Raw genomic sequence first — 22878 nt, forward strand, 5'->3', positions numbered from 1 at the left:
CTGGGCAATTGACAAAATTACAGAAATTAGGTATATTTACTTTTGCTAAATTAGATTTTGTAAAATATAATTTGAATACTAATATTAAATTAAGAAAGGAGCTTCATGATGTCCGAATCCAATTCTGCTTTTGGTTTAGCTCTTGTGAAATCGTTAATTGGAGAACGCGGACATATTCCGATTGCCAGAGCTTTGCCGGATATTACACCCGAGCTCGCCGGACAAACTACGGAGGGGATTCCGTACAGCATTTATCAATTAATAAAGCATATGAGCTATTGGCAGGATTTCATGCTGACCTTCCTGGAGGGGGGTAAACCGCAAGCGCCAGGAAGTGTAATGGAGAGCTGGCCTGAGGAGCAAACCCCGGGAGACGAAGCAGAATGGCAGGACACCGTGAGGCATCTGCTGCAAGGTGTGGAGAAAGCTGTTGCTTTTGCCCGGACCGTACAGCTGGACGAACCGCTCCCCGGTTTCCCAGGGGAGACTAAGGGCGGAATCCTACGTAATATCGCCTCTCATAATTCCTACCATCTAGGAGAAGTTGTTTTGCTTCGCCGTCTACACGGGGCCTGGCCGCCGCCCGGCGGAGGTTATCCCGCTTAATCCAACACAAGAGAGGGAAAATTAAAATGATGATTTTGAGTACAATACTTGTAGCGCTAGTAGCGTTAGAGCATGTGTATATTTTAGCCTTGGAGATGTTTCTTTGGACTACCCCCAGAGCGCAGAAGGCGTTCGGAATGACCAAGGAGTTAGCGCAGGACACGAAATCTCTCGCAGCCAACCAAGGTCTGTACAATGGATTTCTGGCCGCCGGTCTGGTGTGGGGCTTACTCCATCCGAACGACACATTCGGATTTCAGCTTCAGCTGTTTTTTCTAATCTGTGTCGGAGTTGCAGCCGTCTATGGCGGTATGACGGCCAAGAGATCCATTCTGTTAGTCCAGGGCCTCCCTGCTTTTCTGGCTATTATCGCCCTTCTTCTGGCGAATCTGTAAATCCGGTTTTGTCCATCAGCTTGTAAAACTGCCCCCGATGCAGCATCGGGGGCAGTTTTATTGCTGGATCAATAGAAAAAGCTGCTCTAGGCAGACTCTTTCAGTATAGGTCACTTACACATCCGGGGTACTAGGCGCCCAGACGCAGCATAAACATCTCCAGCCCGAGCACCTTGTCGATGGCACCTGTTTTCATCTGATAATCCAGATCCGCCAGGATGCTCAGAATTTGCCGCAGCCGCTGGCTCTCAAACTTGCGGGCCTGCTCTCCGGCCAGCTTAACGGCATAAGGATGCAGTCCGACTTGAGCGGCAATCTGGCCCTGTGAATAGCTGAGCGCAGACAGATCCTTAACCTGCAGGATGATCCGGAACTGCCGGGCAATCAGCGCGGCAATCTTAATCGGCTCCTCGCGTTGCTTCAGTAGCTCATAGAGTGTATTAAGTGCCTTATCCAGGCGCAGATTCGCTATATCTTCCACCAGCGTGAACACATTTTGCTCGGTTCCCCGGTGTACAAGGCTCTCCACAGCTGCTGCATCTACAGTACCGCCAGCTCCGGCGAACAGGCACAGCTTGTCCATTTCGGCGGACAGGTTCTGCAGCCCTGTGCCAGCACTTGCTACAAGGGCCTCCGCGGTTCCCGGAGCCACCGCACAGCCGCGGTCTTTAAAACCTTTTTCCACCCATCGCAACAGCTCTTCTGCACCCAGCGGATTAAAAGCCAGTACCGTTCCGGCCGTTTTGGCTGCTTTGACTATCTTTTTGCGTTCATCCAGCTTATCGTTATTGACCAGAAACACAATTACACTAAAATCGGCCGGAGCCTGCATGTATTCACTTAATAGCTCTACCCGGTGCTCAATTTTCGCATTCTCTTTGCCCGCCGTAAACAGCGAGGCATCCCTTACCAGCAGCAGCTTGCGCTCTACCATGAACGGGACCGTCTCCGCTTCTTCCACCACCGCCTGCACCGGCGTCTCGGAGAGGTCGAAGGGTATTACCGCAAAATCACGATCCTCTTTGGCGATCAGATGATCCTCCAGCAAGGCCGCAAATTCATTCATCCGGAATTTCTCACTGCCGTAGAGCACATATAGCGGTGAAATCTTCCCCTGCCTGATGTCCTTGGCCGCCGTTTTGGCATCCATCCTGCCACTTCCTTTTCCATTTCATCATAACCATTTTTATAGTTTAACAAAAAAAACGTTATAAACATAGGGAGTTTCGCTGCTTGGTTACATGCAAAAACGGAGCAACCTCGGCACAAAAGCCAAAGTTGCTCCGTTTCAGCGGCGCATCTATATAAACGACGGAAGGAGAAGCTCTAGAAACTTCACTTCCGGCGGTCATACCGATGAAACTCGCAAGTCCTGTAATTCCTGTCCTCTTACCATAGCATATTCCGTATGCCCCTAAAAAGTTCCAACTATAATTATTTATTACCCGGGAGGGCTGTCGCCGAAGCGTCCGGCGAAGCTGACGGCGCCCCGGCAGCTCCAGCATCCGGAACCGTGTATACCTTGGAAACTTCGGAGCCATCCTTCAAGGTTACATACGTAAACTGGAGGCTGTCCTCCGACCAAGTACCGGATACCCAGGTGCCTTCCAGCGGAAGCGAGGTTACCGCGGTCCGTTCTTCCTGAAGGCCGCTTGACGGAACGCTGTAGATTACCAGCTGCTGTCCGGCAAGCTCGGCAGAATACTTTCCGTCCGGTGAGGTCCAGGGGGACTGGGCTTTCAGCATAGGCAGCAGCCCCATCGTCCCAGCCTCTTCAGCCGCCGGAGTCTGCTCAACATCCTGCGCCGGTGCTGAATTGTCTGCAGCCGTATCCTCCTCATTAAAAATCCGGGCGTCCTGAGCACTCATATTGCCGCCGCCGCTTTTGATGTCAGACCGGGGGGCCGGAGTAGCCTGTTCACTGTTACGGGTAACTGACGTGCTCCGCTTTGCCGAAGCGGGTCCCTCGCTCACAGCAGGGCCTGCTTTTGTAGCTTCCGCTGCCGGTCCGGCATCTATCGTAGCCGGAGCCGCACTGTCAGCTGCTCCACCATCAACTGTTCCACTGTCGCCTGCGCCGGCGGATTCAGAGAGTTGAGCGTTAGGCGCAGCAGCGTTATCCGCATTCTCTTTCGTTGCTGTATCCGAATTCCCCGTTGTCATCTTGCTCATGGTTTCATTGCTTCCAGCCATATCAGCCGCCTGGTTCAATGATTGCTCCACATCTGCCGCCGGCATGCTGTCCGGCATATTAAAGATGGCAATCACCAGAATAATCGCTGCAGCAACTGCGCCAATGCCTGTCCGCGCAGCCATGGAAGCTGCTCTGGAGGTTCCTTTGACTGTTTTGCCATGCGTACCTTTGCGTGTCATTGGAATGACTTTAGTGTCCTCCGAAGCTGCTGCATCCTCCGCTTGAACACCAAGATCAATCTTCTCAAGCTGAGGCATAATTGAATCAACCAGGCTGAAAGGAGGCTTAACATCCGGCAGCTGTTCCAATTGTTCGGAGAGCAGAGTCAACCGATTAAAGACTTCCGCGCAAGAAGGACAATTGTCGATATGCCGATACATCTCTATAGTTTCATCTGGACTGAGATCATGATCCAAATAACGGTGCATCCATTCTATCACCTCCGTGCACTTCATCCTGATACACCACCTTTCTGATACTCCTGAAGTCTATTCTGCAGCTGCTGCCGGGCCCGGAACAGGTAGGATTTCACCGTGTTCAGCGGCAGGTCCAGACAGTCTGCAATCTCGTTGTAAGAAAAATCCTGTAAATACCGCAGTACAATCACCGTCCGGTGATGCTCCGGCAACTGTTCGATTGCCTCGCGGATATCCTCCGCCAGATAACCGGACATGACTTCGCGCTCTACGTTATGTTTATTATCCTGGAACACCATCTCGTGCTCATCGATAGAAACGGTAGGCTTCGTTCTCCTGAATTTGTCAATGCAAATGTTGGTCACGATCCGCTGAACCCATGTTTTGAATTGGGCCTTCTCTTCATAGGAACCAATTTTGGTATACACTCTGATGAGCGCTTCCTGTGAGGCATCCAGAGCGTCCTGTTCATTATGCAAAATGTAGAAGGCCGTCTTATACACATGTCCTTCAATTTCCCGCAATAGGGTGATTAGAGCGTCGCGATCGCCCGCTTGAGCGGCTCTGATGAGTCCCTGCTCCACCACGAAGGTTCCCCCTCTCTATGCAATCTTACTGACGCGCAAGACTGCGAATTTGTTGCAAGCCTGTAATCAATATTTTAAGAATACCAAACTTTACATGTTACGTCTTGGAGACCCATTGGTTCCGTCCGGAAACCGTCAATAATCCTTACTAAGCATACAAGGGAAGCGCCCAATCTTCAAATATTCTTTTACAGAAGTTTATTACAAAATTGAAATCAAATAAGGGCCGCCTCCGCAGCAGATTTCGCTACACTGGAGACAGCCCGGATTATCGATATAGTATGGAAGCACACAGCATCAATACTGCGTAATTGTCCTTGGAGTCATCATCCACTACATACATTTCACCCTGTTCAAAAATATGCGGATTATTATAATTCCGGTGCAATTTATACATCTTACCGGCAGTCACCCGGCAGCCGCGCACAGCGGACAGAATCTGCACATATTCGGCTTCTTCTTCATTTAAGGTCCGGTACAGCGTCCTATGATCATCATTCCCGCGCATGACGGCTCCTTTCTTAGATCAGAGACATTCTTCAGAGCTTAAGCATGTTCTTCAATGCCTTCTCTGTAAGTATTGCCCTGATCTGAGGGAAAACCATCATTTAGCTTCATTTAGATGTAGGAATTTCACAAAAAAACTGCCTGGACGCTAAGTGCGGCCAAGCAGTAATGGGATTTCTGCAAATGTACATGATCAGAGGCTGAAGCCAGTGATTACGCGCCTTTAATCTCTTTAAACTTAGCTACATACTGCGCAGCCAGCTCAGTGATCTGGTCGTAGCGGCCTTCCTTGGCCGGAGCGGTCAGGTTGCCGCCGATGCCTACTGCGATGCAGCCGTTCGCAATCCATTTCTCCATATTGTTCAGATCCACACCGCCTGTAGGCATGATGTTGACATGCGGCATCGGGCCTTTGACTGCTTTGACATAATCAGGTCCGAAGGCGCTGCCCGGGAACAGCTTCAGTACGTCTACGCCCAGCTTCAGCGCTTCCTTCATTTCATTCAGCGTCATACAGCCCGGCATGTAAGGAATCCCGTAAAGATTGCACATCTTGGCAGTATCTTCTTCAAAAGAAGGGCTGACCACAAACTCCGATCCGGCTAGAATGGCAATTCTAGCTGTAAGGGGGTCGAGTACTGTACCTGCACCAATTACTGCACGGCTGCTGTATTCGGCTACCAGGCGCTTGATCGCCACATCTGCATCCGGAGTCGTAAAGGTAACCTCAATGTTGTTCAGTCCGCCCTCGATACAGGCAGCTGACATTTTATAAGCATCGTCGGCATTATCCGCACGGATAACCGCGACTACACCAACAGATGAGATGTTTTGCAAAACTTTTATTTTCTTCATGATTTAACTTCCTCTCCTAATAAAAAATAGATTCCATTGCAAAAATCAAAAGCATTAAATATTATTTTAGATAAACTATTTTATCTAATTTACTAACACACTCATAAATACTTCTATGGAAATAGTAATAATAATACCGTTAACAGTCAATAAGTTTTTATACAAATCTGCTGACTCCGTTAAAAAAACCGCGAAAAACCTTACCCACAAAGGGTTTTTCGATCAAATATATTATTATTCACAAAATTCTCCCTGCGGAATGAGTAATGTCTTATTGTACAAAACCGATTTATATGATAATTTCAAATTACTAATCAATATACAGGGCTTTGTATTACCCTGAGGAGGAATATTAATGAGTAAACAACTGAACGCCGTCACCTTCGGAGAACCGATGGCGATGTTTTATGCCAATGAGACAGGCCCGCTGCATGAGGTCACCTCATTCTCTAAGGCACTGGCCGGAGCAGAGAGCAATGTAGCAACCGGACTGTCGCGTCTGGCCCACAAGACCGGATACGTAACCAAGCTTGGTGAAGATAACTTCGGCCAATTCATCGCCATGGCCTTGAACAAAGAGGGCATTGACACTGACAGCATCACTTATACCAAAGAATTCTCAACCGGAATGCTGATCAAATCCAAGGTGCTTACCGGCGATCCCAAGGTAGAATATTTCCGCAAAAATTCCGCTGCCTCCAAGCTTAGCCTGGCTGATTTTGATGAAAGCTATTTTGCATCCGCAGGCCATCTGCATGTAACCAGCATTTCTTCGGCCCTTTCGAAGTCCTGCCATGAATTCTCCCTGCACGCGATGGAATTTATGAAAAAGAACGGCAAAACCGTTTCCCTGGACCCGAATCTGCGTCCAACCCTTTGGCCAGACACAGAGACGATGGTAAATACGATCAATGATCTCGCTACACGCTGCGACTGGTTCCTGCCGGGCCTTAGCGAAGGCAAAATTCTGACCGGCCTGGAGACACCGGAGGAAATCGCCGGTTACTATCTGCAGCGGGGAGTATCGCTTGTGGTGATTAAGCTGGGCCCGGAAGGCGCTTATTATAAAACGGCCACCGGAGAAGAAGGTTATGTGAACGGCTTCAAGGTGAAAGAGGTCGTTGATACGGTAGGAGCCGGGGATGGATTCGCCGTTGGTGTGATCAGCGCAATGCTTGAACAGCTTACCGTAGCCGAAGCTGTGAAACGCGGCAATGCAATCGGCGCACTGGCGGTTATGTCTCCCGGAGATATGGATGGTCTGCCAACCCGTGAAGGATTGGAACAATTCATGAATGCCAGCGTTTAGGAAATTGCGAATATCCGGCACCGCAGAAATAGTATGACAACAAAAAGAGCAGCGTTCCCCGTTATTGAGGGATCACTGCTCTTTGTTTTTGACCATTGGAGGTAGAACAAGTTGTTACCGGCGGAGATATAAACCGGTTTATTCCGCTGCTGACGGCGGCTGTACCGACTGGCCCAGCTGGAGTGCAGGCGGAAAACGGTACGTAATCGGGACGGCGGCATCCTGATCCTCAATCAATGAGAGCATCAGCTTCGCCGCCTGCATTCCCATCTCATAAGCCGGCTGGCGGATCGTCGTGATGGCCGGATTGTATATCCGGGCAAACTCAGCATCGTCTATGCCGATGACGGACAGACGGCTCGGGATGGCAATGGAGTGACGGTTCGCATACTTGAGAATTTCGCCCAGCACCAGGTCGTTGGCGGCGAGTAGCGCTGTGGGAGGCTGCGGGTGGCGCAGCAAATCATCGAGCGCAGCGGAGATCTCTTCCCGCGGCACGCTGCGCATGTACCGGTCATTCAGCGGCAGACCAGCTTCCTCCATTGCCTTTTTGTAGCCGCTCATTCTTTCCTTTCGCGGTGTAATTGCATGCGGCCCAAGCGGCAGCGAAAGAATCGCAATCGCCTCATGACCGTGGCGCGTCAGCTCCTTAACCGCTGTCTTGACGGCCATTTCATTATCCAGCAGCAGACTCTGGGTCGTTACCCCCTCCACCAGCCGGTCCATGAAAACAAGCGGATATTCCGCATCAATTAACTTACTATAAGCTGAAGACTGATCGCCTGTAGGGAAAATAATCAACCCGTCCACCTGGCGCGCGATTAACGTTTCCACATAAGTATTCTCTTTATCAGCGTTCTCATCGGCATTGCAGATAATGACCTGAATGCCGCGCAGTGACAGCTCATTTTCGATCGCCCGGATGCACTGGATGGACAAGGAATAGTCGATATTCGCTACAATAATCCCGACCATATGGGTACGGTTCTGCTTGAGGCTGCGGGCCAGGCCGTTCGGCTGATAGTTCAGCTCCTCGATCACATCGGCAATCCGGTTCTTCGTGGCCTCGCTCATATATTTAAACCGTTTATTCAAAAATTGCGAGACTGTGCTTTTGGACACTCCCGCTTTTTGGGCGACATCCTCAATCGTTAATTTCTTCATTTTTCCGCTCCACTCTGCCTAAATAAAAAAGCCATACCTTTGATATTATCAAAAGTATAGCTTTTTTTTAGTAAATTATCTAGTAATCAATTATCGGAGCTACAGGTTATACGGAATTGGTTAGTACTGCGGCTCATACTTTACACCGTATTCTTCAAGCCACCAGTCGTAGAGCCATTGCTGGCCAAGCGGCAGCGTGAATTCAGGTGAGCGTTTCTCGCCGTTTACTTCATAGTGTGCAGTTAAGATCTTACTTTGGAGCAAAGTATTCAAGTCGCTGTCTGCAAACGAGGTCGTTATTTTAGCACCTGAATCCTTTTGATCTATAGTGATCTCTCCCGTAAGCACCTGCGATTCGCCGGATTCGAGATTATACAGCTTGTTATGGGTAACCCACTTCTCATTATCGCCGGGGGTATAGTACACCAGCAGCAATTCCTCATGCTCCAGGTCGATAGAGATTAATGACTTGTAGTATCCATATTCCTTTTCAAAAGTCAATATCTCTCTTGGCGTTACAGTTGCTCCCGCAGCTGCCTTTTGCACATCAAGGACAGACAGCTTCGCTTTGGAATGATTGGCGATTCCTTGCCCTAAGGTATATGTGCTGCTGAACAAAACGGCATACTTCCCGGCACCATAAATCCCGCCCAGGTTATAGTATGTCTGTGCCCCACCGGCATAAAGCGGGAAGGTATAGATGCGTTTGGCTGATGCAGCCGACAGCTCAGGGTGACCTTTGGGAGTCAGATAAAGCGAATATGGTTCTGTGTTATGTGTATATTTTGGCTTCATGTAGTCCACCATCGGCGGAGGAGGTGACCAGACAATCCCTTCCACGGTTTCAGCAGCGTAAGCCAGAATCTTATTCCGGTCCAGCGGCAAAGGCATGTAATACTTCTGTCCCCTGATTTCGAACTCTGCCGAACCAACAGGCGGGTTATAATCCTTCGCAGCTGCTGAAGGAGCAGGCACGGCCGATGGCTGCACCGCAGAAGCTGTAGATTTACCGAACAAGGAGGCAATCTGGCCAGCGTAATCGCCCTTGCCGAAGCTTCCAAGCGGCCAGACCAGAACACCGAGCAACAGGAGGGCTGATACCCCGGCGATACTGAGGCTTTTGCGTGAAAAGAATCCTCTGCCTGTTCCAGCGCGGCTTTCGGCTGCCAGCTCGATCCGGGCCATTAGCTCCGGGGTGAAGCCGTCTTCCTGAAACGGACCGCGTCCGGCCTGACGGTACCATTCAGGCTTTTGATCTGACGTGTTTGCTGAGTTCTCAAACTGTTTGTTCTTCATCGCTTTTCCTCCTCCTCCAGCGCCTTTCTCACTTTGTCTCTGGCCCGCGACAGCCGGGATTTGACCGTTCCTTCGGCCACACCGAGCAGTAGAGCCATTTCCGTGGTGGACAACCCCTGCTGAATCTCCAGCACCAGCACTTCCCTGTGCTTATCCGGCAGCTCCATAATCAGTTCCCAGATCCTGCTTACATACTGGTTGCTGATCGCTTCCTTCTCTGCAGACATCGCTTGGCGCATATCCTGCTCGTTCCCAAGCGGGGCGAACCTGCGCCAAAAGCTGCTCCGTCTCCAGCTGAATGCCGTATTGCGGGTAATCGTCAGCAGCCAGGTTTTCAGGGAGGCGTTTCCGCGGTATTTTCCGATGCTCCGGTAGGCTTTCAGGAACACCTCCTGGCTGATGTCATTCGCCTGCTCGCGGCTGCGTGTCAGAAAAAACGCATAATGCCACACATCCGAGCCGTACGTCTCCATCATCTCCCGCAGCGTCATGGACGGTGCATAAGCCACGGCATAAGGTAATTCTTCACTGTGCATGTTCTCCCTCACCTCTCGCCCAATAAGACTCATCAGGCTGCAAATGGTTCCCTAAATTTTCCTATACTCTATGTAAATATCTGAATAGACCAGTAATGCCGTAATACTTAATAAAAACTTACCTCTCCGGTACCGGTCAGCAGAGCGCTGGCGAATCAGGCGGGGACCCAGTGACAAACCTTACCAGCATAATAACAGCAATTCCAGCTACAGGGTACAGGGAAATATGCATGCAATTGATGGGTGCCAGGTGCTTAAAGCTTATGCCTCACAGTCACCCCTTCCTTCCGTACCCTGAGCTGGATCTCTCCCTGCAGATCCGTCCGGTATACCGCCGCAGCCGAGTCTGACAATCGTTCCAATACACCAGCATTGGGGTGCCCGTACAGATTGTTGACCCCGGCAGAGATCACCGCTGCAGCGGGATTCCAGAACTTCAGCCAGGCTGCGCTTGTTGCGGTTTTGCTGCCGTGGTGCGCTACTTTCAGTACGTCGACAGGCCCGCTCTCACCTATACCAAACTGCTGCCCTGCTTGAATAATGTCTTCCTCCGCCGCATGATCCATATCTCCTGTAAAAAGAAAGCTGTGGCCGTTCATCTCCAGCCGGAATACGACCGATTCATGATTCTGATCCTCCACTTCATGGAGTAGTGTATGACTATCCTCCTCTGGCTCCGGCCAAAGGAAGAATAACCGCGTCTCATCATCCGGAGCAAGCATCTGCCCCTGATGTACGGCGTATATCCGGACACCTTTCGCAAGCGCCGTATCCATCAGTTCGCCATACTCCTCCGTGCCGGTCAGCGTTCCGTTGAACAGCAGTGACGAGACCGGCATACCTTCCAGCACAGCCTGCAGCCCGCCCGCGTGATCCTGATCGCCATGGGTTAAGATCACTGCGTCCAGCCGGTGGATGCCCCGCTGCTTCAGCAAGGGCAGCAGCGTTTTGGCCCCGACCTCAAACGGGCTGCGGCGGATGCGCCATTCTTCCCGGTCCCCGAAGCTAACCGTCCCCCCACCGTCGACCAGAATATGCGCTCCCTCCGGTGTAGTGATCAGGATGCTGTCACCCTGGCCCACGTCCAGATAGCTGATAGCTCCTGTGCCACTACTCAGGTCCTCCGCATAATAGCCTCTGTACAGCAGGAGCGCCATCCCGGCGGCGCACAGCACAGCAGCCGGACCGCTCCAGCGGAATGAACCCGGAATGGGGAACAGTTGATGCGGCGATAACGCTCCGCCACTTCTGTCTTTGTGATGGAGGCGATTGTCATCCCCCGGGTGCTCAAGCTCTGACAACGGTCTGGTTTCATCCTCCATGTACTGGGGAGCTAGCTTCACTTCCGTCCGCCGCTTCAAGATATACAACACGCCATAGAGCAGCGCGTAATAACCGCAAATCCATAATAGTGAAGGTGAACCCCAGATCAGGACACCGGCACTAAATCCGTTCACCCGCTCCACCCCTGCAAACGTAACGTTATTCAAAAACTCTGCAAACCGTGCAACGACAAGTGCTGCCGCGTTCCAGAACCTTCCTAGCAGCAGCGTCAGCGTTCCGAGTGGCAGTACCAGAAAAGTGATAAACGGAACAAGCAGCAGATTTGCGAGAAAGGACAGCAGCGAAAATTGATTGAAGTAATAGATGGTGAGCGGAAAAGACACCAGCTGTGCGATTAGTGTTACCGAAACGGTGCTGCCCAGCCACCTGGGAAGACGTCTAAACAAAGGCGCAGCCAGAGGCGTGTAAACCATGAGCCCCGCCGTTACCAGAAAGGACAGCTGAAAGCTGACACTGAGCAGAAGATAGGGATTCCAGACCAGCATCAGCAGCGCTGATGCAGCCAAAATGTTCATCCCGTCTTTAAGCATCCCGAACCTTGCCGCCAACAAGGCGATCATGCTCATCAGCCCGGCGCGAACAATCGACGGACCGGCACCGGATAGCAGTACATATACCGGAACAAGCAGCAAGGTTATCGTTATAGCCGTTTCCCTGGTGACGCGGCAGCGGCGCAGGACAAATAAGATCACCCCGACGTAAACGGCAACATGCATCCCCGAGATGGCCAGAATATGCGTCAGGCCCAGCTGCGAGAACTGCTTGAAGGTTTCCGGGTCCAGATCCTTCTGGATTCCTATGACCAGCCCCTTCATATATCCGGCATGCGGCTCGTGAAATAAGCGATCCATTTCAGCACCGAGCGCAGCGCGCACCGCATCACTCCAGCGGAGGATCTCGGATGGCTGCCAGGATGCCGGAGGTTTAACCTTAACGCTGGCCGTTCCCGCCCCTTTTAGCAGCCAGTGGATTTTCTGGGTCAGCAGATATGCACGGTAGTCGAATCCGCCAAAATTCCGCGCCGCCTGCGGCTGCTGCAGCTCTCCTTCAATGAGTACCTTATCTCCCCGCTGCCATCCGGCAGCCACCGCAATTTCACTTTCAGCCTGGAGCTTAATTTGCACGGCGACAAGTTCACCTGCTGCGTCTTTTGTCTGGCCCCCTTGCTGATCCATTCCGATCCGGGACAGCTTTACCGTAAAATCCACCCGGTCCCCGTCCCGCTCCACCGGAGACGTTATAACACCTGCGGCTGTAACGTAAATCTCATTCAATTCGATTGCCGGTTTTCCCAGTGCCTCCGGCAGCAGGCTGACATTGCGGGCTTCGTTCCATTCCCAATACAGGGCTGCCGCAGCGATTGCCAGACCGAACACCGCAGCTGTTCTCCAGCGTATCCCCCTGCTGGTTGCCCAGATCCCGACCAGCAGCAAACAGCCGACGATGTAGATCAACAGTCTGTGACCGGAGAATAAATAGCCTGCCGAACTGCCGGCAATCCAGCAGATTGTGAAGCTTAAGAGCGGCCTTCTGTTCATGAGCATCCCTCCTTCTGTAATCGCCTCTTCACAGAAAAAGAACCCCTGCATACGCAAACATAGCGTGTGCAGAGGTTCTTCCCCTGAAGCTTATTCTTACTCCGGCTGCGGCAGTGCCGCCGGTTATTCTGATACAGTGATCATGGTCTCCTTGGGCGGCTCATAGTTCTCCAATTGGCGGAACACGATCCCTTTGGAACCCAGCATTGCCTCTACCTTCTCCATATCCTTGCGGTAAGGACGCAGATAGACGATCTCCACAATCCCGCTGTTAGCCAGCATATTAGCACAAGTCCAGCACGGCTCGTCCGTGACATAGACTGTACTGCCTTCCCGGTCACTCCGGTCGGTGAACAGCAGCAGATTCTGCTCAGCATGAATAGTGCGGATACAGCGCTGCTTTTTCACCATCGTCTCTACGCCGCCAACGATCTCCCGCTCATATTGCTCAGAGACCATACAGCCAGCTTCTGAGCAGTCCGGAACACCCATGGGTGCGCCGTTATAGGCGGTGCCCAGCAGCTTCTTGCCTTGCACCAGCACAGCGCCGACATGGCGGCGGGGACAGCGTGAGCGGGTGGAGACCATGCAGGCAATGTCCATAAAGTATGTATCCCAGTTCTTACGGTAGGCCACAGTCATCAGCAATCTCCACTTCCTCATAAAATAGTTGTTCATTATTGTAACATAATGCGGCATTCTTTCACTATAAAGCATGTCCGGGAAACAAGTGAAATGGCCGACAATCGAACTATAAACTACTTCCAATCCGATTGCTCCAGTTCCCGCCAATATAACACACGGAGCTTTCTGCCTCAAAAAACAACCAGCGGCTCCAGTTGCTCCAGCATCTTGGGGCCGATCCCTTTCACCTTGCCCAAATCGGCTACGCTGCGGAACGCCCCTATGCTGCTGCGGTAGTCGATGATCGCCTGCGCTTTCTTCTCCCCGATGCCCGGCAGGTTCATCAGCGCTTGGGCATCGGCTGTGTTCACATTTATCCTGCCGTCCGCCGCTGGCGGAACTGCAGCTGGCGGAACTGCAGCAGGGGGTGCCGTACCTACACTTCCCCCGTCCGCTGTGCTGCTTGCGCCTCCACCGCTACCCGCCGATCCAGCCGACACACTCCCGCTCACTGCACCTGAAACTGCGGCTCCGCTGCCCGCTGCTGCACCGTCAGCCACTGATCCGCCCGCGCTACCGCTTACGGCATCCGATGCCCCGGCCTCGTTATCCACGTCGCTTTCTAACGCACCATTACCGGAAGCAACGTTACGAGCAACACCACCTTCTCCTGTTTCCGCCCCACCATCACCCGCCCCCAAAGCCTGCGCCATTCCGGCGTTCAGCGTTTCCCAGCCTGCAATCCCCTCTTCTGCCCTGTGGTCCGCAGCCCAGACCAGCCCTCCGCCCAGCAGCGCCGCGGCGATAGCTGAAGCAATCGTTCTTTTGTTCATCAAGCCGTCCTCCTTCAGTTAACTGGAATTTTATTCAAAAATACGTTTAAAAACCTGTCATTTGTCCAAGACTGCCCCGCATACATTTAACGAAGAGTATTCCTGTAAGCCCAGCAACATAAGAAAGGAGGTAACCACAGGATGAAAGTGGGATTTATCGGAACAGGCAGCATGGGCGGTCTGCTCATTGAGACCTTTCTTAGTTCGGGAGCACTTGATCCATGTGATGTGCTGGCCAGTAACCGCAGCCCGGGCAAGCTGCTGGAGCTCAAGAAGCTTCACCCCGGCATTACGGTTTGCGCTAACAACAGCGAAACCGCGTCAGGAAGCGATATTGTCTTTTTATGTGTCAAACCCCTGCAGTTCAAAACACTAACTGATGAAATTGCTCCTTGTCTGCGCAGCGAGCAAATCGTGGTATCCATTACAAGTCCTGTCCAGCTCTACCATCTGGAATCCGTTCTGCCATCCAAAGTTGCCAAGATTATTCCCAGCATCACTCATTCGGTCAAGAGCGGGACTTCTCTTTGCATCTTCGGCAGCAGGTTAAATAAAAAAGACAGACTGGTGCTGCTCCAGCTATTATCATTTATTGGCGTCCCTGCGGAAATCCCTGAGAGTCATACCCGGATTGCCTCTGATTTCTCCAGCTGCGGTCCGGCGTTCCTCAGCTATTTTTTGGAACGGTGGATTGAAGCAGCTGTAGAAGCGACCGGCATCGACGAGGCACTGGTCAGCCGGCTGGCCGGTGAAATGCTGCTTGGCACAGGCAAGCTGCTGACAGAAGGGGGGTTCACTCCCCAGGAGCTGCAGGAACGGGTTGCCGTCCGCGGAGGAATCACGGCGGAGGCGCTGAACCACCTGCGTTCCAGTCTGGAAGGCGTATTCGAACGGCTGATCACCACAACTCACGACAAATACAATGAGGATCTGCACATTCTGGATGCTCTCTTTGGCCAGGGCGGGATCGTTCAAGGTCCATTGGACCGCTAGTCTGCCTCTGTAAGGTACTGTCCCTAAGTTCCTGCACTCATTCTTCTAGCAACAAATAGAAATGTCATGGGAAACAAAAACCCGCAGCACGGAATCATCCGTAGCTGCGGGTAGAGTTGCGTTCTTCGCTTAACCCACTACAATATTTACAAGCTTGCCGGGAACGGGAATGATCTTGTGAACGGTTTTGCCCTCTACAGCTGCTTTCACATTCGGCAGCGCCAGTGCATGCTCCTGCAGTTCCTGCTGGCTCATATCCGCTGCTACCAGTGCACGCTGTACGATCTTGCCGTTCACCTGTATAACGATTTCAACCTCAGCATCCACCGTCCAGGCTTCTTCATAAGCCGGCCATGGGACATAGCTGATGCTTCCTTCGTGGCCAAGCAGCTGCCACAGCTCTTCGGCAATATGCGGTGCCAGCGGCGACAGCATCTGCACGAAGTGCTCTGCCGCTTCCTTGGACAGGCTCTCCTGCTTGTAGGCATCGTTGATGAAGATCATCAGCTGGCTGATCGCTGTGTTGAAGCGCAGGTGTTCGAAATCATCACCCACCTTTTTCAGCGTCTTGTGCCAGGTGCGCTTGAACTCATCAGTACCACCGCCCGCCGTAATTTTAGCGCTGAGGCTGCCGTCTTCGTTCACGAACAGGCGCCATACACGGGAGAGGAAGCGGTGGATGCCTTCCACGCCTTTTTCATTCCATGGCTTGGTAGCTTCCAGCGGCCCCATGAACATTTCATAGACACGCAGGGTATCTGCCCCGTAGGCTTCCACAATCTCATCCGGGTTGATGACATTGCCGCGCGATTTACTCATCTTCTCATTGTTGTTCCCCAGGATCATGCCCTGGTTCACCAGCTTGTGGAACGGTTCTTTCGTATCCACTACACCGATATCGTAGAGCACTTTGTGCCAGAAGCGGGCATACAGCAGGTGAAGCACCGCATGCTCAGCTCCGCCGATGTACAGGTCAACCGGCAGCCATTCCTTTTGCTTCTCCGGTGAACACAGCTCTTTGTCGTTACGCGGATCGATATAACGCAGGTAGTACCAGCAGCTGCCGGCCCATTGCGGCATGGTGTTGGTCTCGCGGCGGGCTTTCATACCGGTCTCCGGATCAACCGTCTCTACCCACTCGGTAACGTTCGCCAGCGGGGATTCGCCGGTACCCGAAGGCTTAATCGCATCTACATCCGGCAGCATCAGCGGCAGCTGATCTACTGGAACAGTCTTCATCGTGCCGTCTTCCAGATGCAGAATCGGAATCGGCTCACCCCAGTAGCGCTGGCGGCTGAACAGCCAGTCGCGCAGGCGGTAGGTTACTTTACCTTTACCGCTTCCCTTTTCTTCCAGCCAGGAAATCATTTTGGCAATAGCCTCTTTATTGTCCAGACCATTCAGGAAGTCAGAGTTCACATGCGGGCCGTCGCCGGAGTAGGCTTCTTCCTCAACATTGCCGCCCTGTACGACTTCGATGATGTTCAGACCGAACTGCTTGGCGAACTCCCAGTCACGGGTATCATGTCCCGGAACAGCCATGATCGCTCCGGTTCCGTAACCAGCCAGTACATAATCGGCAATCCAGATCGGTACTTTAGCGCCGTTTACCGGATTAACCGCATAAGCGCCGGTGAATACACCGCTTTTCTCCTTGGCGAGGTCTGTACGTTCCAGATCACTCTTGCGGGCCGCTTTGTCACGGTAGTCTGCAACCGCAGCAGCTTGGGCTTCTGTTGTAATGATATCGACCAGTTTATGCTCAGGTGCCAGTACGCAATAGCTTGCTCCGAACAAGGTATCCGGACGGGTAGTGAATACTTCCAGACTCGCTTCATGGCCGTCAATGGCAAAGTTCACTTCCGCACCGGTGGATTTGCCGATCCAGTTGCGCTGCATATCCTTGATGCTTTCTTCCCAGTCCAGCTCATCCAGATCCTCAAGCAGACGTTCAGCATACTCGGTAATTTTCAGAATCCATTGGCGCATAGGTCTGCGGACGACAGGATGGCCGCCGCGCTCGCTTTTGCCGTCAATAACCTCTTCATTAGCCAGCACGGTTCCCAGCGCTTCACACCAGTTGACCGATACTTCGGCCACATAAGCCAATCCGCGGTTGTACAGCTGGATGAAAATCCACTGGGTCCATTTATAATATTCCGGATCCGTTGTGCTGATCTCGCGGTCCCAGTCATACGAGAAGCCCAGCGATTTGATCTGGCGGCGGAAGTTGTCGATGTTCTTGAACGTAATATCGCGCGGATGCTGTCCCGTATCCATCGCATACTGCTCTGCCGGAAGGCCAAAAGCATCCCAGCCCATCGGATGAAGCACATTGTAGCCGCGCATCCGTTTGTAGCGGGAGATGATATCTGTCGCCGTATATCCTTCCGGATGGCCTACATGCAGCCCTGCGCCTGAAGGATATGGAAACATATCCAGCGCGTAAAATTTCGGTTTGTCTTGGGCTTCGCCGGTCTTGAAGGTTTTGTTCTCATCCCAGAATTTCTGCCATTTCGGCTCGATGGTCTGGGCGCGGTAGCCGGTCCCGGCTGCCGCACTTGTCTGATTCTCGCTCATCTAATTCTCCTCCTTGGAGTAATGCTGCTTGTAAGTGAAAACGGCTTCGCCGTCTTTGAAGGACGACATCCGTTTTCGCGAGAGATATAAGGGTGATTTATAGCTTAAAGTCTATAAATTCTTATATTCGCAAAAAAACCTCCCATCCCTAGCGTATTTACGCTAGGGACGAGAGGTTTGAATTCCCGTGGTACCACCCTAGTTAGCGGCTGGACATGCTCTGCCTGCCACTCACTTTGACACCCTTTATCGGAGGTGAGGCGACGACGGTTCACACGCCGGATACTGTAAAAACCTTTTACAGGCACCCTGCGGCTTGCGCCGTTACTCCGAGGTGAGTTCATCCGCTTCGTTAACCGGCTTGCACCTATTACACCGGCTCTCTGAACTAACGTCCAGCGAATTAATACTCCTCTTCATCGATAGGTATTTCGATATGTTAATCGTAATATTACACAATATTATATACAACTTTGTCGTCTATAGTCAATGTTTTTGCCAGCTCATACCGGCTTACGCCGGATATAATACGTAAAGATATGCTGGATGACGACTTTTCCGGCTGCAAAAACCGGCACCGCGAGGATTAAGCCGATCATTCCTGCAACCTCCCCGCCGACCAGCAGGGCAAAAATGATCATCAGCGGATGCAGATGCAGTCTGCGTCCCACCACCTGGGGAGAAATGACGTTGCTCTCCAGCATCTGGCACAGCATATTCACGACCGCGACCAGCAGCACAAGCCGCAGCGAGACCGTAGTTGCCATCACAATCGCAGGAGCCGCCCCGAGAAACGGGCCCATATAAGGAACGATATTGAACACTGCCACCACGCAGGCAAACAATAGGGCGTAGGGCATCCCAATAATCGCGTAACCGATATAAGCCAGCACTCCGATGATGAAGCAGACCAGAAACTGGCCGCGGATATAATTGCCGAGCGCATCATCAATATCCTTCAGCAGCTTTACCATCGATTTGCGGCGGGAGCGGGGCAGACAGGAAACCACCGTCCGTTCAAAGACATCGAAGTCCTTCAATATATAAAAAACAAGAAACGGGACGATAAAGGCATTGAACAGCACGCCTATCGTCGTTCCGATATTATCGAGAAAATGGGAGATCCCCTCTGCAAGCCGGTTCTCCAATTGAAAAAACCAGTTATTCATCCCTGTTTCTACACCCGGCGGGATCAGCCTGGTATTCATCTTCCGCATTAGGCCCTGCGCATGCAGCGTCATTTCCGGCAAATGCTCATTTAGCTCCTCCAGCTGTTCGATGAACATCGGGATCAGGTTAATAGCTATGACGGCGAGCGTGGTCAGGAATACCGTATATATGAGCAGCACCGCCACACCCCGCGGCATTTTCCGCCCGGCCAGCATACTGACCACCGGATTCAGTACATAGGAAATGATCATCGCAGCCAGAAAGGGCGCCAGAATCGCTTTTAAAAAAACGAATATCCCATGCAGCATCGGACGGAGTAGCCAGACAAAATATAGAATGATCAGGGCGAGCAGCACACCGATCATCCAGCGGAACCATTTGCTTTGCGACCATTGCTCCACGTTATCCCTCCTGATCGTATTCGCCTAAGACAGACATACGATATCAGTATGTGTGGGAGAAAAGCAAAATACTCTTGTTGTCCAACAAATAATTGTTTTTTTGTTATCCGGGTTCGAATGTTGGTATGGTGGACAGAATCGGCGTTGGCTAAAATCATATTGTAAAACGCTTTCATTTTGAGGAGGGATGTTTTTATTATGAAAAGCTTAAAAAAATTATGCGGTGCAGGTCTGACTTTGCTGCTTGCCGGATTGCTGGCAGGGGCTCCGTCTGTTTCGGCGGCCACCGTCTTTTATGAACCTCTGACCTACTTCAATTCCGCAACTTGGCAAAAAGCAGACGGCTATTCCAATGGCGGTATGTTTAACTGTACCTGGCGCGCCAACAATATCTCGTTTACCAGCGGAGGACAACTCCGTCTAGCACTTACCAGTTCCAGCTACAATAAGTTTGACGGGGCAGAATACCGGTCTACAAACAAGTACGGCTACGGCAAATATGAGGTCAGCATGATGCCGGCCAAAAACAGCGGAATCGTCTCCTCCTTCTTCACGTATACTGGTCCTTCCGACGGAACACCATGGGATGAGATTGATATCGAATTCCTTGGCAAGGATACGACTAAAGTACAGTTCAATTATTACACTAATGGCGTTGGAGGACATGAAAAGGTTGTCGATCTGGGCTTTGATGCTTCACAAGGTTACCATACGTATGCTTTCGATTGGCAGGCAGGGTCGATTAAATGGTACGTAGATGGAGTGCTCAAGCATACGGCCACCAGCAATATCCCCTCCCATGCCGGTAAAATCATGATGAACCTTTGGAACGGTACAGGTGTCGATTCCTGGCTCGGATCATATAACGGGGCTAATCCGCTGTATGCCTATTACGATTGGTTGAAATATACAGGCAACTAATAGCGAGAAAAAGGACCCCGGCGGCTGTACAGGGGTCCTTTTTCTTCTGTTTAAAAATATTATCTTCAGAATTTGTTATCCGGATTGACACATTGGTATGGCGGGTGCAGCCTTCATTCAGTACGATATTAGCAAGAAAACATCACAGGAGGAACAGGTTTGATACGCAGCAGGTTAATCACAACATTCGCAGCGGTTGCAGCTCTCTCGGCCGCTGTATGGGGGATATGGGCTTTCACTTCAGCATCCAGCTCAGAAGCCGGGAGCGTCAAAGACAATTTCACCACATTCAACACAGAGTTCTGGAAGAAAACGGATGGCTATTCCAATGGAGACATGTTCAACTGCACCTGGCGTGAGAACAACGTTTCATTCGCCGGAGATGACCTCATGACCCTGTCGCTCACCAGCCCCTCTCCCGGAGAGTATGACGGTGCGGAGTACCGTTCGCTGAATAAGTACAGCTATGGCAGGTATGAAATCCGGATGAAGCCGGCGGCCAATCCTGGTGTGGTGTCCTCTTTCTTCACTTACACCGGCCCCTCGGAAGGCGAGCCTTGGGACGAAATTGACATTGAATTTTTGGGCAAAAATACGCGCCAGGTGCAGCTTAATTACTTCACTGGCGGGACAGGCGGGCATGAGCAGGTGATTGACCTCGGCTTTGACGCCTCGGAGGAATTCCATCGTTACGCCTTCGACTGGAAGAGGGATTCCATTACCTGGTACATCGACGGCCGGCCCGTTCACACAGCCACCGAGAACATCCCCTCCACCCCGGGCCGCATTATGATGAATCTCTGGAACGGGACCGGCGTGGACTCCTGGCTGGAGCCCTTTGACGGCAAGGTCCCGCTCCACGCTTACTATGACCAGTTCCGCTATACTCCGGATCAAGCGTCGGGCGAGTAAAAATTCCCGGCGCCATTCCGACAAGAAACCGCCTTAATCAAGGCGGTTTCTTGTCCCTGCGGCACTCATTGGCGGCTGCGGTCCCAGGCATTGACCTCTGAGGTTTCGGTTAATCCCCCGTAGGCTTTCCATTTGTCGACAAATTCGTCAAATTCCCCGATGCCGCTGTCCGCAAAGATGATTTTTTGATAGCTTTTTTGTTCCAGCTTCTTCAGTAGCTCCCCGGCGCTCTTCATCGTGACGGTTGGCGGTCCCGTGAACTGATCCTTACGGGAAGCCTCCTTCTGGCCGAGCAGCACAGGAGCTATGTCCTCCGGAATTTCCTTGATGACCTTGGACGGAATTCTCGCTCCATCGAAGGTCAGCGTGTAAGAAGCGACCCGGATGCCGCCCAGCGGCAGAGCAGAAGGCATAATGGTCGGATTGCCGTCGACGATTGTCCAATCATATCCCTCTGCAAGGCCATTGACGAATTCGCCGGTCGAGGTAGCGTAAGAATCAAACAAATAATTCTGATAAGTAAAAAAGATTTCAGGATGCTTCATCTTCTTGTTAATCAGAATAGCACCGTTGACAGGCAAGGTGCCTCTTCTCATGGCGGTGCCGTCCGGTCCGGAAGGTATGGCGACAGCCTGGACGCGTGCCTGCGGGTCAGTATCGGTCAGGAATGATAAGGGCCAGCCGCGCATCCAGTACGGACCGGCAATGATGCCGGCCTTGCCCGAAACGAACAGATTGGCGGCACCCTCTTCATCCAGCCACGCACTGTCGGTGGACAAATATCCTTGCCGCACCCAATGCTTCATGAGTGCGACAGCCTTCCGGGCGCCTGGCAGCACGGACCCGTATTCCAGAGTTCCGTCGCTTTGGCGGTTCCATTGCTCAGGAACCGTGCCGAACGCGCCAAAAATCCAGCTGCTGTCTCCCATCCAGGTATTGGCACCATTCCTGAAACCGACTGCAAGGCCGTAGGTATCCTTAAGCCCGTTACCGTCTGGGTCCCGGTTGACAAAGGCATCCATGACCTGTTCCAGTTCGTCCAGAGTCCGCGGTGCAGCCAGATTCAGCTTGTCCAGCCAATCCTGGCGGATCCAGAGCAGCGGATCAGAGTTATATTCATAGTCCATGATTGGAATTGCATACTTGTGTCCGTCCCGCACGAAGGGATCCCATGCCGAGGGGTCCTCGGCCACGGCCTTCTTCCATACAGCGGAAGCATACTTTTCAAACAAACTGCCAACTTCCATGAATTGTCCGGAGTCGATCAGTTCCTGGATGATATCGGCATCCCTTGTCGTTACGACATCGGGCATATTGCCTTTGGCCAGCTCAAGCCTCAGCTTGTTGGCATAGGTCTCCGAGGTGCCGGAGATGGTCCAAAGATAACGAATGCGGATACCCAGCCGTTCCTCAGCCCATGTCGTATGCACGTTATGTTCTAGGCTCTCTCCCTTTTTAAAAGTCAGATTGGGGTTGACGGAGCCTACTGTATACAGATCTACAGGAGGAATATATTTACCTTCATTGACATCGAAATGAGGCTTTATGCTCTCCTTGGAAGCTGCCGGGAGACTTTCTTCTGTACTATGAAAGCCGCAACCAGACAACGTCAAGAGCAGTATGAATAGCGATAAACGGATTTTCACGGAACCACCTGCTTTTCGTAAAATACTCGGGAGTTGAACCGATTGTATCAC

General features: G+C 51.9%; 20 protein-coding genes. 6 read left to right on the forward strand and 14 right to left on the reverse strand.

The window, feature by feature from the left end; all coding sequences use genetic code 11:
- The first annotated feature begins 108 nt into the window (after positions 1-108).
- Entirely contained in the window at positions 109-606 is a 498-nt protein-coding gene (locus L6H70_RS11315) for a DinB family protein (protein WP_236332801.1), read from the forward strand.
- Positions 607-632: 26 nt separating this feature from the next.
- The gene (locus L6H70_RS11320; RefSeq protein ID WP_236332803.1) at positions 633-1001 is read left to right on the forward strand and encodes a DUF1304 domain-containing protein; all 369 of its coding nucleotides are present in this window, start codon (positions 633-635) and stop codon (positions 999-1001) included.
- A gap of 130 nt (positions 1002-1131) precedes the next feature.
- On the opposite strand, the gene holA is transcribed toward L6H70_RS11320, so the two are convergent.
- The 5 genes from holA to L6H70_RS11345 all read right to left on the reverse strand — a co-directional run bounded on the left by holA (position 1132) and on the right by L6H70_RS11345 (position 5560).
- Positions 1132-2151 carry a DNA polymerase III subunit delta gene (gene holA, locus L6H70_RS11325; protein WP_236332805.1) on the reverse strand — a complete coding sequence of 340 codons (1020 nt, stop codon included), beginning with the start codon at positions 2149-2151 and terminating at the stop codon, positions 1132-1134.
- 284 nt (positions 2152-2435) lie between these two features.
- On the reverse strand, positions 2436-3650 hold the full coding sequence (locus L6H70_RS11330) for an anti-sigma factor family protein (RefSeq protein ID WP_236332807.1): 1215 nt from the start codon (positions 3648-3650) through the stop codon (positions 2436-2438).
- Positions 3647-4198, reverse strand: a complete 552-nt coding sequence (locus L6H70_RS11335) for an RNA polymerase sigma factor (RefSeq protein ID WP_054941836.1) — start codon at positions 4196-4198, stop codon at positions 3647-3649. Before L6H70_RS11335 ends, L6H70_RS11330 begins: the two co-directional genes overlap by 4 nt.
- A gap of 268 nt (positions 4199-4466) precedes the next feature.
- The gene (locus tag L6H70_RS11340; protein ID WP_236332809.1) at positions 4467-4706 is read right to left on the reverse strand and encodes a hypothetical protein; all 240 of its coding nucleotides are present in this window, start codon (positions 4704-4706) and stop codon (positions 4467-4469) included.
- Between the two features lie 212 nt (positions 4707-4918).
- The gene (locus L6H70_RS11345) at positions 4919-5560 is read right to left on the reverse strand and encodes a bifunctional 2-keto-4-hydroxyglutarate aldolase/2-keto-3-deoxy-6-phosphogluconate aldolase (RefSeq protein WP_236332811.1); all 642 of its coding nucleotides are present in this window, start codon (positions 5558-5560) and stop codon (positions 4919-4921) included.
- A 355-nt stretch (positions 5561-5915) separates the two neighbouring features.
- Between L6H70_RS11345 and L6H70_RS11350 the strand changes: the two genes are divergently transcribed.
- On the forward strand, positions 5916-6869 hold the full coding sequence (locus L6H70_RS11350) for a sugar kinase (RefSeq protein WP_236332814.1): 954 nt from the start codon (positions 5916-5918) through the stop codon (positions 6867-6869).
- A gap of 138 nt (positions 6870-7007) precedes the next feature.
- Here L6H70_RS11350 and L6H70_RS11355 read toward each other — a convergent pair whose 3' ends face one another.
- The 6 genes from L6H70_RS11355 to L6H70_RS11380 form a co-directional block, all read right to left on the reverse strand.
- Complete coding sequence (locus L6H70_RS11355) at positions 7008-8033, reverse strand: LacI family DNA-binding transcriptional regulator (RefSeq protein ID WP_236332816.1); 1026 nt, start codon at positions 8031-8033, stop codon at positions 7008-7010.
- Between the two features lie 120 nt (positions 8034-8153).
- A complete protein-coding gene (locus L6H70_RS11360) occupies positions 8154-9329 on the reverse strand; it encodes a hypothetical protein (RefSeq protein WP_236332818.1) in 1176 nt (391 codons plus the stop codon).
- Positions 9326-9865, reverse strand: a complete 540-nt coding sequence (locus tag L6H70_RS11365) for an RNA polymerase sigma factor (protein ID WP_236332820.1) — start codon at positions 9863-9865, stop codon at positions 9326-9328. Before L6H70_RS11365 ends, L6H70_RS11360 begins: the two co-directional genes overlap by 4 nt.
- 254 nt (positions 9866-10119) lie before the next feature.
- Positions 10120-12747, reverse strand: coding sequence for a ComEC/Rec2 family competence protein (locus tag L6H70_RS11370; protein ID WP_236332823.1), 2628 nt, complete (start codon positions 12745-12747; stop codon positions 10120-10122).
- A 123-nt stretch (positions 12748-12870) separates the two neighbouring features.
- Positions 12871-13425, reverse strand: a complete 555-nt coding sequence (locus tag L6H70_RS11375) for a deoxycytidylate deaminase (RefSeq protein WP_423802793.1) — start codon at positions 13423-13425, stop codon at positions 12871-12873.
- 137 nt (positions 13426-13562) lie between these two features.
- A complete protein-coding gene (locus L6H70_RS11380) occupies positions 13563-14204 on the reverse strand; it encodes a ComEA family DNA-binding protein (protein ID WP_236332827.1) in 642 nt (213 codons plus the stop codon).
- 141 nt (positions 14205-14345) lie between these two features.
- On the opposite strand from L6H70_RS11380, the gene comER reads away from it, so the two are divergent.
- Positions 14346-15197: a late competence protein ComER gene (gene comER / locus L6H70_RS11385; RefSeq protein ID WP_236332830.1), complete on the forward strand. Its 852-nt coding sequence runs from the start codon at positions 14346-14348 to the stop codon at positions 15195-15197.
- Between the two features lie 129 nt (positions 15198-15326).
- Here comER and leuS read toward each other — a convergent pair whose 3' ends face one another.
- Together leuS and L6H70_RS11395 are read right to left on the reverse strand one after the other, a co-directional pair.
- Positions 15327-17777 (reverse strand): leucine--tRNA ligase, encoded by a 2451-nt coding sequence (gene leuS, locus L6H70_RS11390; protein ID WP_236332832.1) that lies wholly within the window; start codon positions 17775-17777, stop codon positions 15327-15329.
- Between the two features lie 503 nt (positions 17778-18280).
- A complete protein-coding gene (locus tag L6H70_RS11395; RefSeq protein ID WP_236332835.1) occupies positions 18281-19348 on the reverse strand; it encodes an AI-2E family transporter in 1068 nt (355 codons plus the stop codon).
- A gap of 198 nt (positions 19349-19546) precedes the next feature.
- Here L6H70_RS11395 and bglS (L6H70_RS11400) point away from each other — a divergent pair, with 198 nt between their 5' ends.
- Positions 19547-20269, forward strand: a complete 723-nt coding sequence (gene bglS, locus L6H70_RS11400) for a beta-glucanase (RefSeq protein WP_236332838.1) — start codon at positions 19547-19549, stop codon at positions 20267-20269.
- A gap of 225 nt (positions 20270-20494) precedes the next feature.
- On the forward strand, positions 20495-21181 hold the full coding sequence (gene bglS, locus L6H70_RS11405; RefSeq protein WP_236333267.1) for a beta-glucanase: 687 nt from the start codon (positions 20495-20497) through the stop codon (positions 21179-21181).
- Positions 21182-21246: 65 nt separating this feature from the next.
- Here the strand turns inward: bglS (L6H70_RS11405) and L6H70_RS11410 are convergent, their stop codons facing one another.
- Positions 21247-22827, reverse strand: a complete 1581-nt coding sequence (locus L6H70_RS11410) for an extracellular solute-binding protein (RefSeq protein ID WP_236332840.1) — start codon at positions 22825-22827, stop codon at positions 21247-21249.
- Positions 22828-22878: the final 51 nt, after the last annotated feature.

This window comes from Paenibacillus auburnensis (assembly GCF_927798115.1).
Classification (GTDB): Bacteria; Bacillota; Bacilli; order Paenibacillales; family Paenibacillaceae; genus Paenibacillus_AQ; species Paenibacillus_AQ auburnensis.

Excerpts from the sequence above, each read along its gene's own strand:
- L6H70_RS11370 (WP_236332823.1), bottom strand. The coding sequence starts at position 12,747 with ATGAACAGAAGGCCGCTCTTAAGCTTCACAATCTGCTGGATTGCCGGC.
- L6H70_RS11320 (WP_236332803.1), top strand. The coding sequence starts at position 633 with ATGATGATTTTGAGTACAATACTTGTAGCGCTAGTAGCGTTAGAGCAT.
- bglS (WP_236332838.1), top strand. The coding sequence starts at position 19,547 with ATGAAAAGCTTAAAAAAATTATGCGGTGCAGGTCTGACTTTGCTGCTT.
- L6H70_RS11360 (WP_236332818.1), bottom strand. The coding sequence starts at position 9,329 with ATGAAGAACAAACAGTTTGAGAACTCAGCAAACACGTCAGATCAAAAG.
- L6H70_RS11355 (WP_236332816.1), bottom strand. The coding sequence starts at position 8,033 with ATGAAGAAATTAACGATTGAGGATGTCGCCCAAAAAGCGGGAGTGTCC.
- L6H70_RS11375 (WP_423802793.1), bottom strand. The coding sequence starts at position 13,425 with ATGAACAACTATTTTATGAGGAAGTGGAGATTGCTGATGACTGTGGCC.
- leuS (WP_236332832.1), bottom strand. The coding sequence starts at position 17,777 with ATGAGCGAGAATCAGACAAGTGCGGCAGCCGGGACCGGCTACCGCGCC.
- L6H70_RS11340 (WP_236332809.1), bottom strand. The coding sequence starts at position 4,706 with ATGCGCGGGAATGATGATCATAGGACGCTGTACCGGACCTTAAATGAA.
- L6H70_RS11365 (WP_236332820.1), bottom strand. The coding sequence starts at position 9,865 with ATGCACAGTGAAGAATTACCTTATGCCGTGGCTTATGCACCGTCCATG.
- L6H70_RS11380 (WP_236332827.1), bottom strand. The coding sequence starts at position 14,204 with ATGAACAAAAGAACGATTGCTTCAGCTATCGCCGCGGCGCTGCTGGGC.
- holA (WP_236332805.1), bottom strand. The coding sequence starts at position 2,151 with ATGGATGCCAAAACGGCGGCCAAGGACATCAGGCAGGGGAAGATTTCA.
- L6H70_RS11330 (WP_236332807.1), bottom strand. The coding sequence starts at position 3,650 with ATGAAGTGCACGGAGGTGATAGAATGGATGCACCGTTATTTGGATCAT.
- L6H70_RS11315 (WP_236332801.1), top strand. The coding sequence starts at position 109 with ATGTCCGAATCCAATTCTGCTTTTGGTTTAGCTCTTGTGAAATCGTTA.
- comER (WP_236332830.1), top strand. The coding sequence starts at position 14,346 with ATGAAAGTGGGATTTATCGGAACAGGCAGCATGGGCGGTCTGCTCATT.
- L6H70_RS11345 (WP_236332811.1), bottom strand. The coding sequence starts at position 5,560 with ATGAAGAAAATAAAAGTTTTGCAAAACATCTCATCTGTTGGTGTAGTC.
- L6H70_RS11350 (WP_236332814.1), top strand. The coding sequence starts at position 5,916 with ATGAGTAAACAACTGAACGCCGTCACCTTCGGAGAACCGATGGCGATG.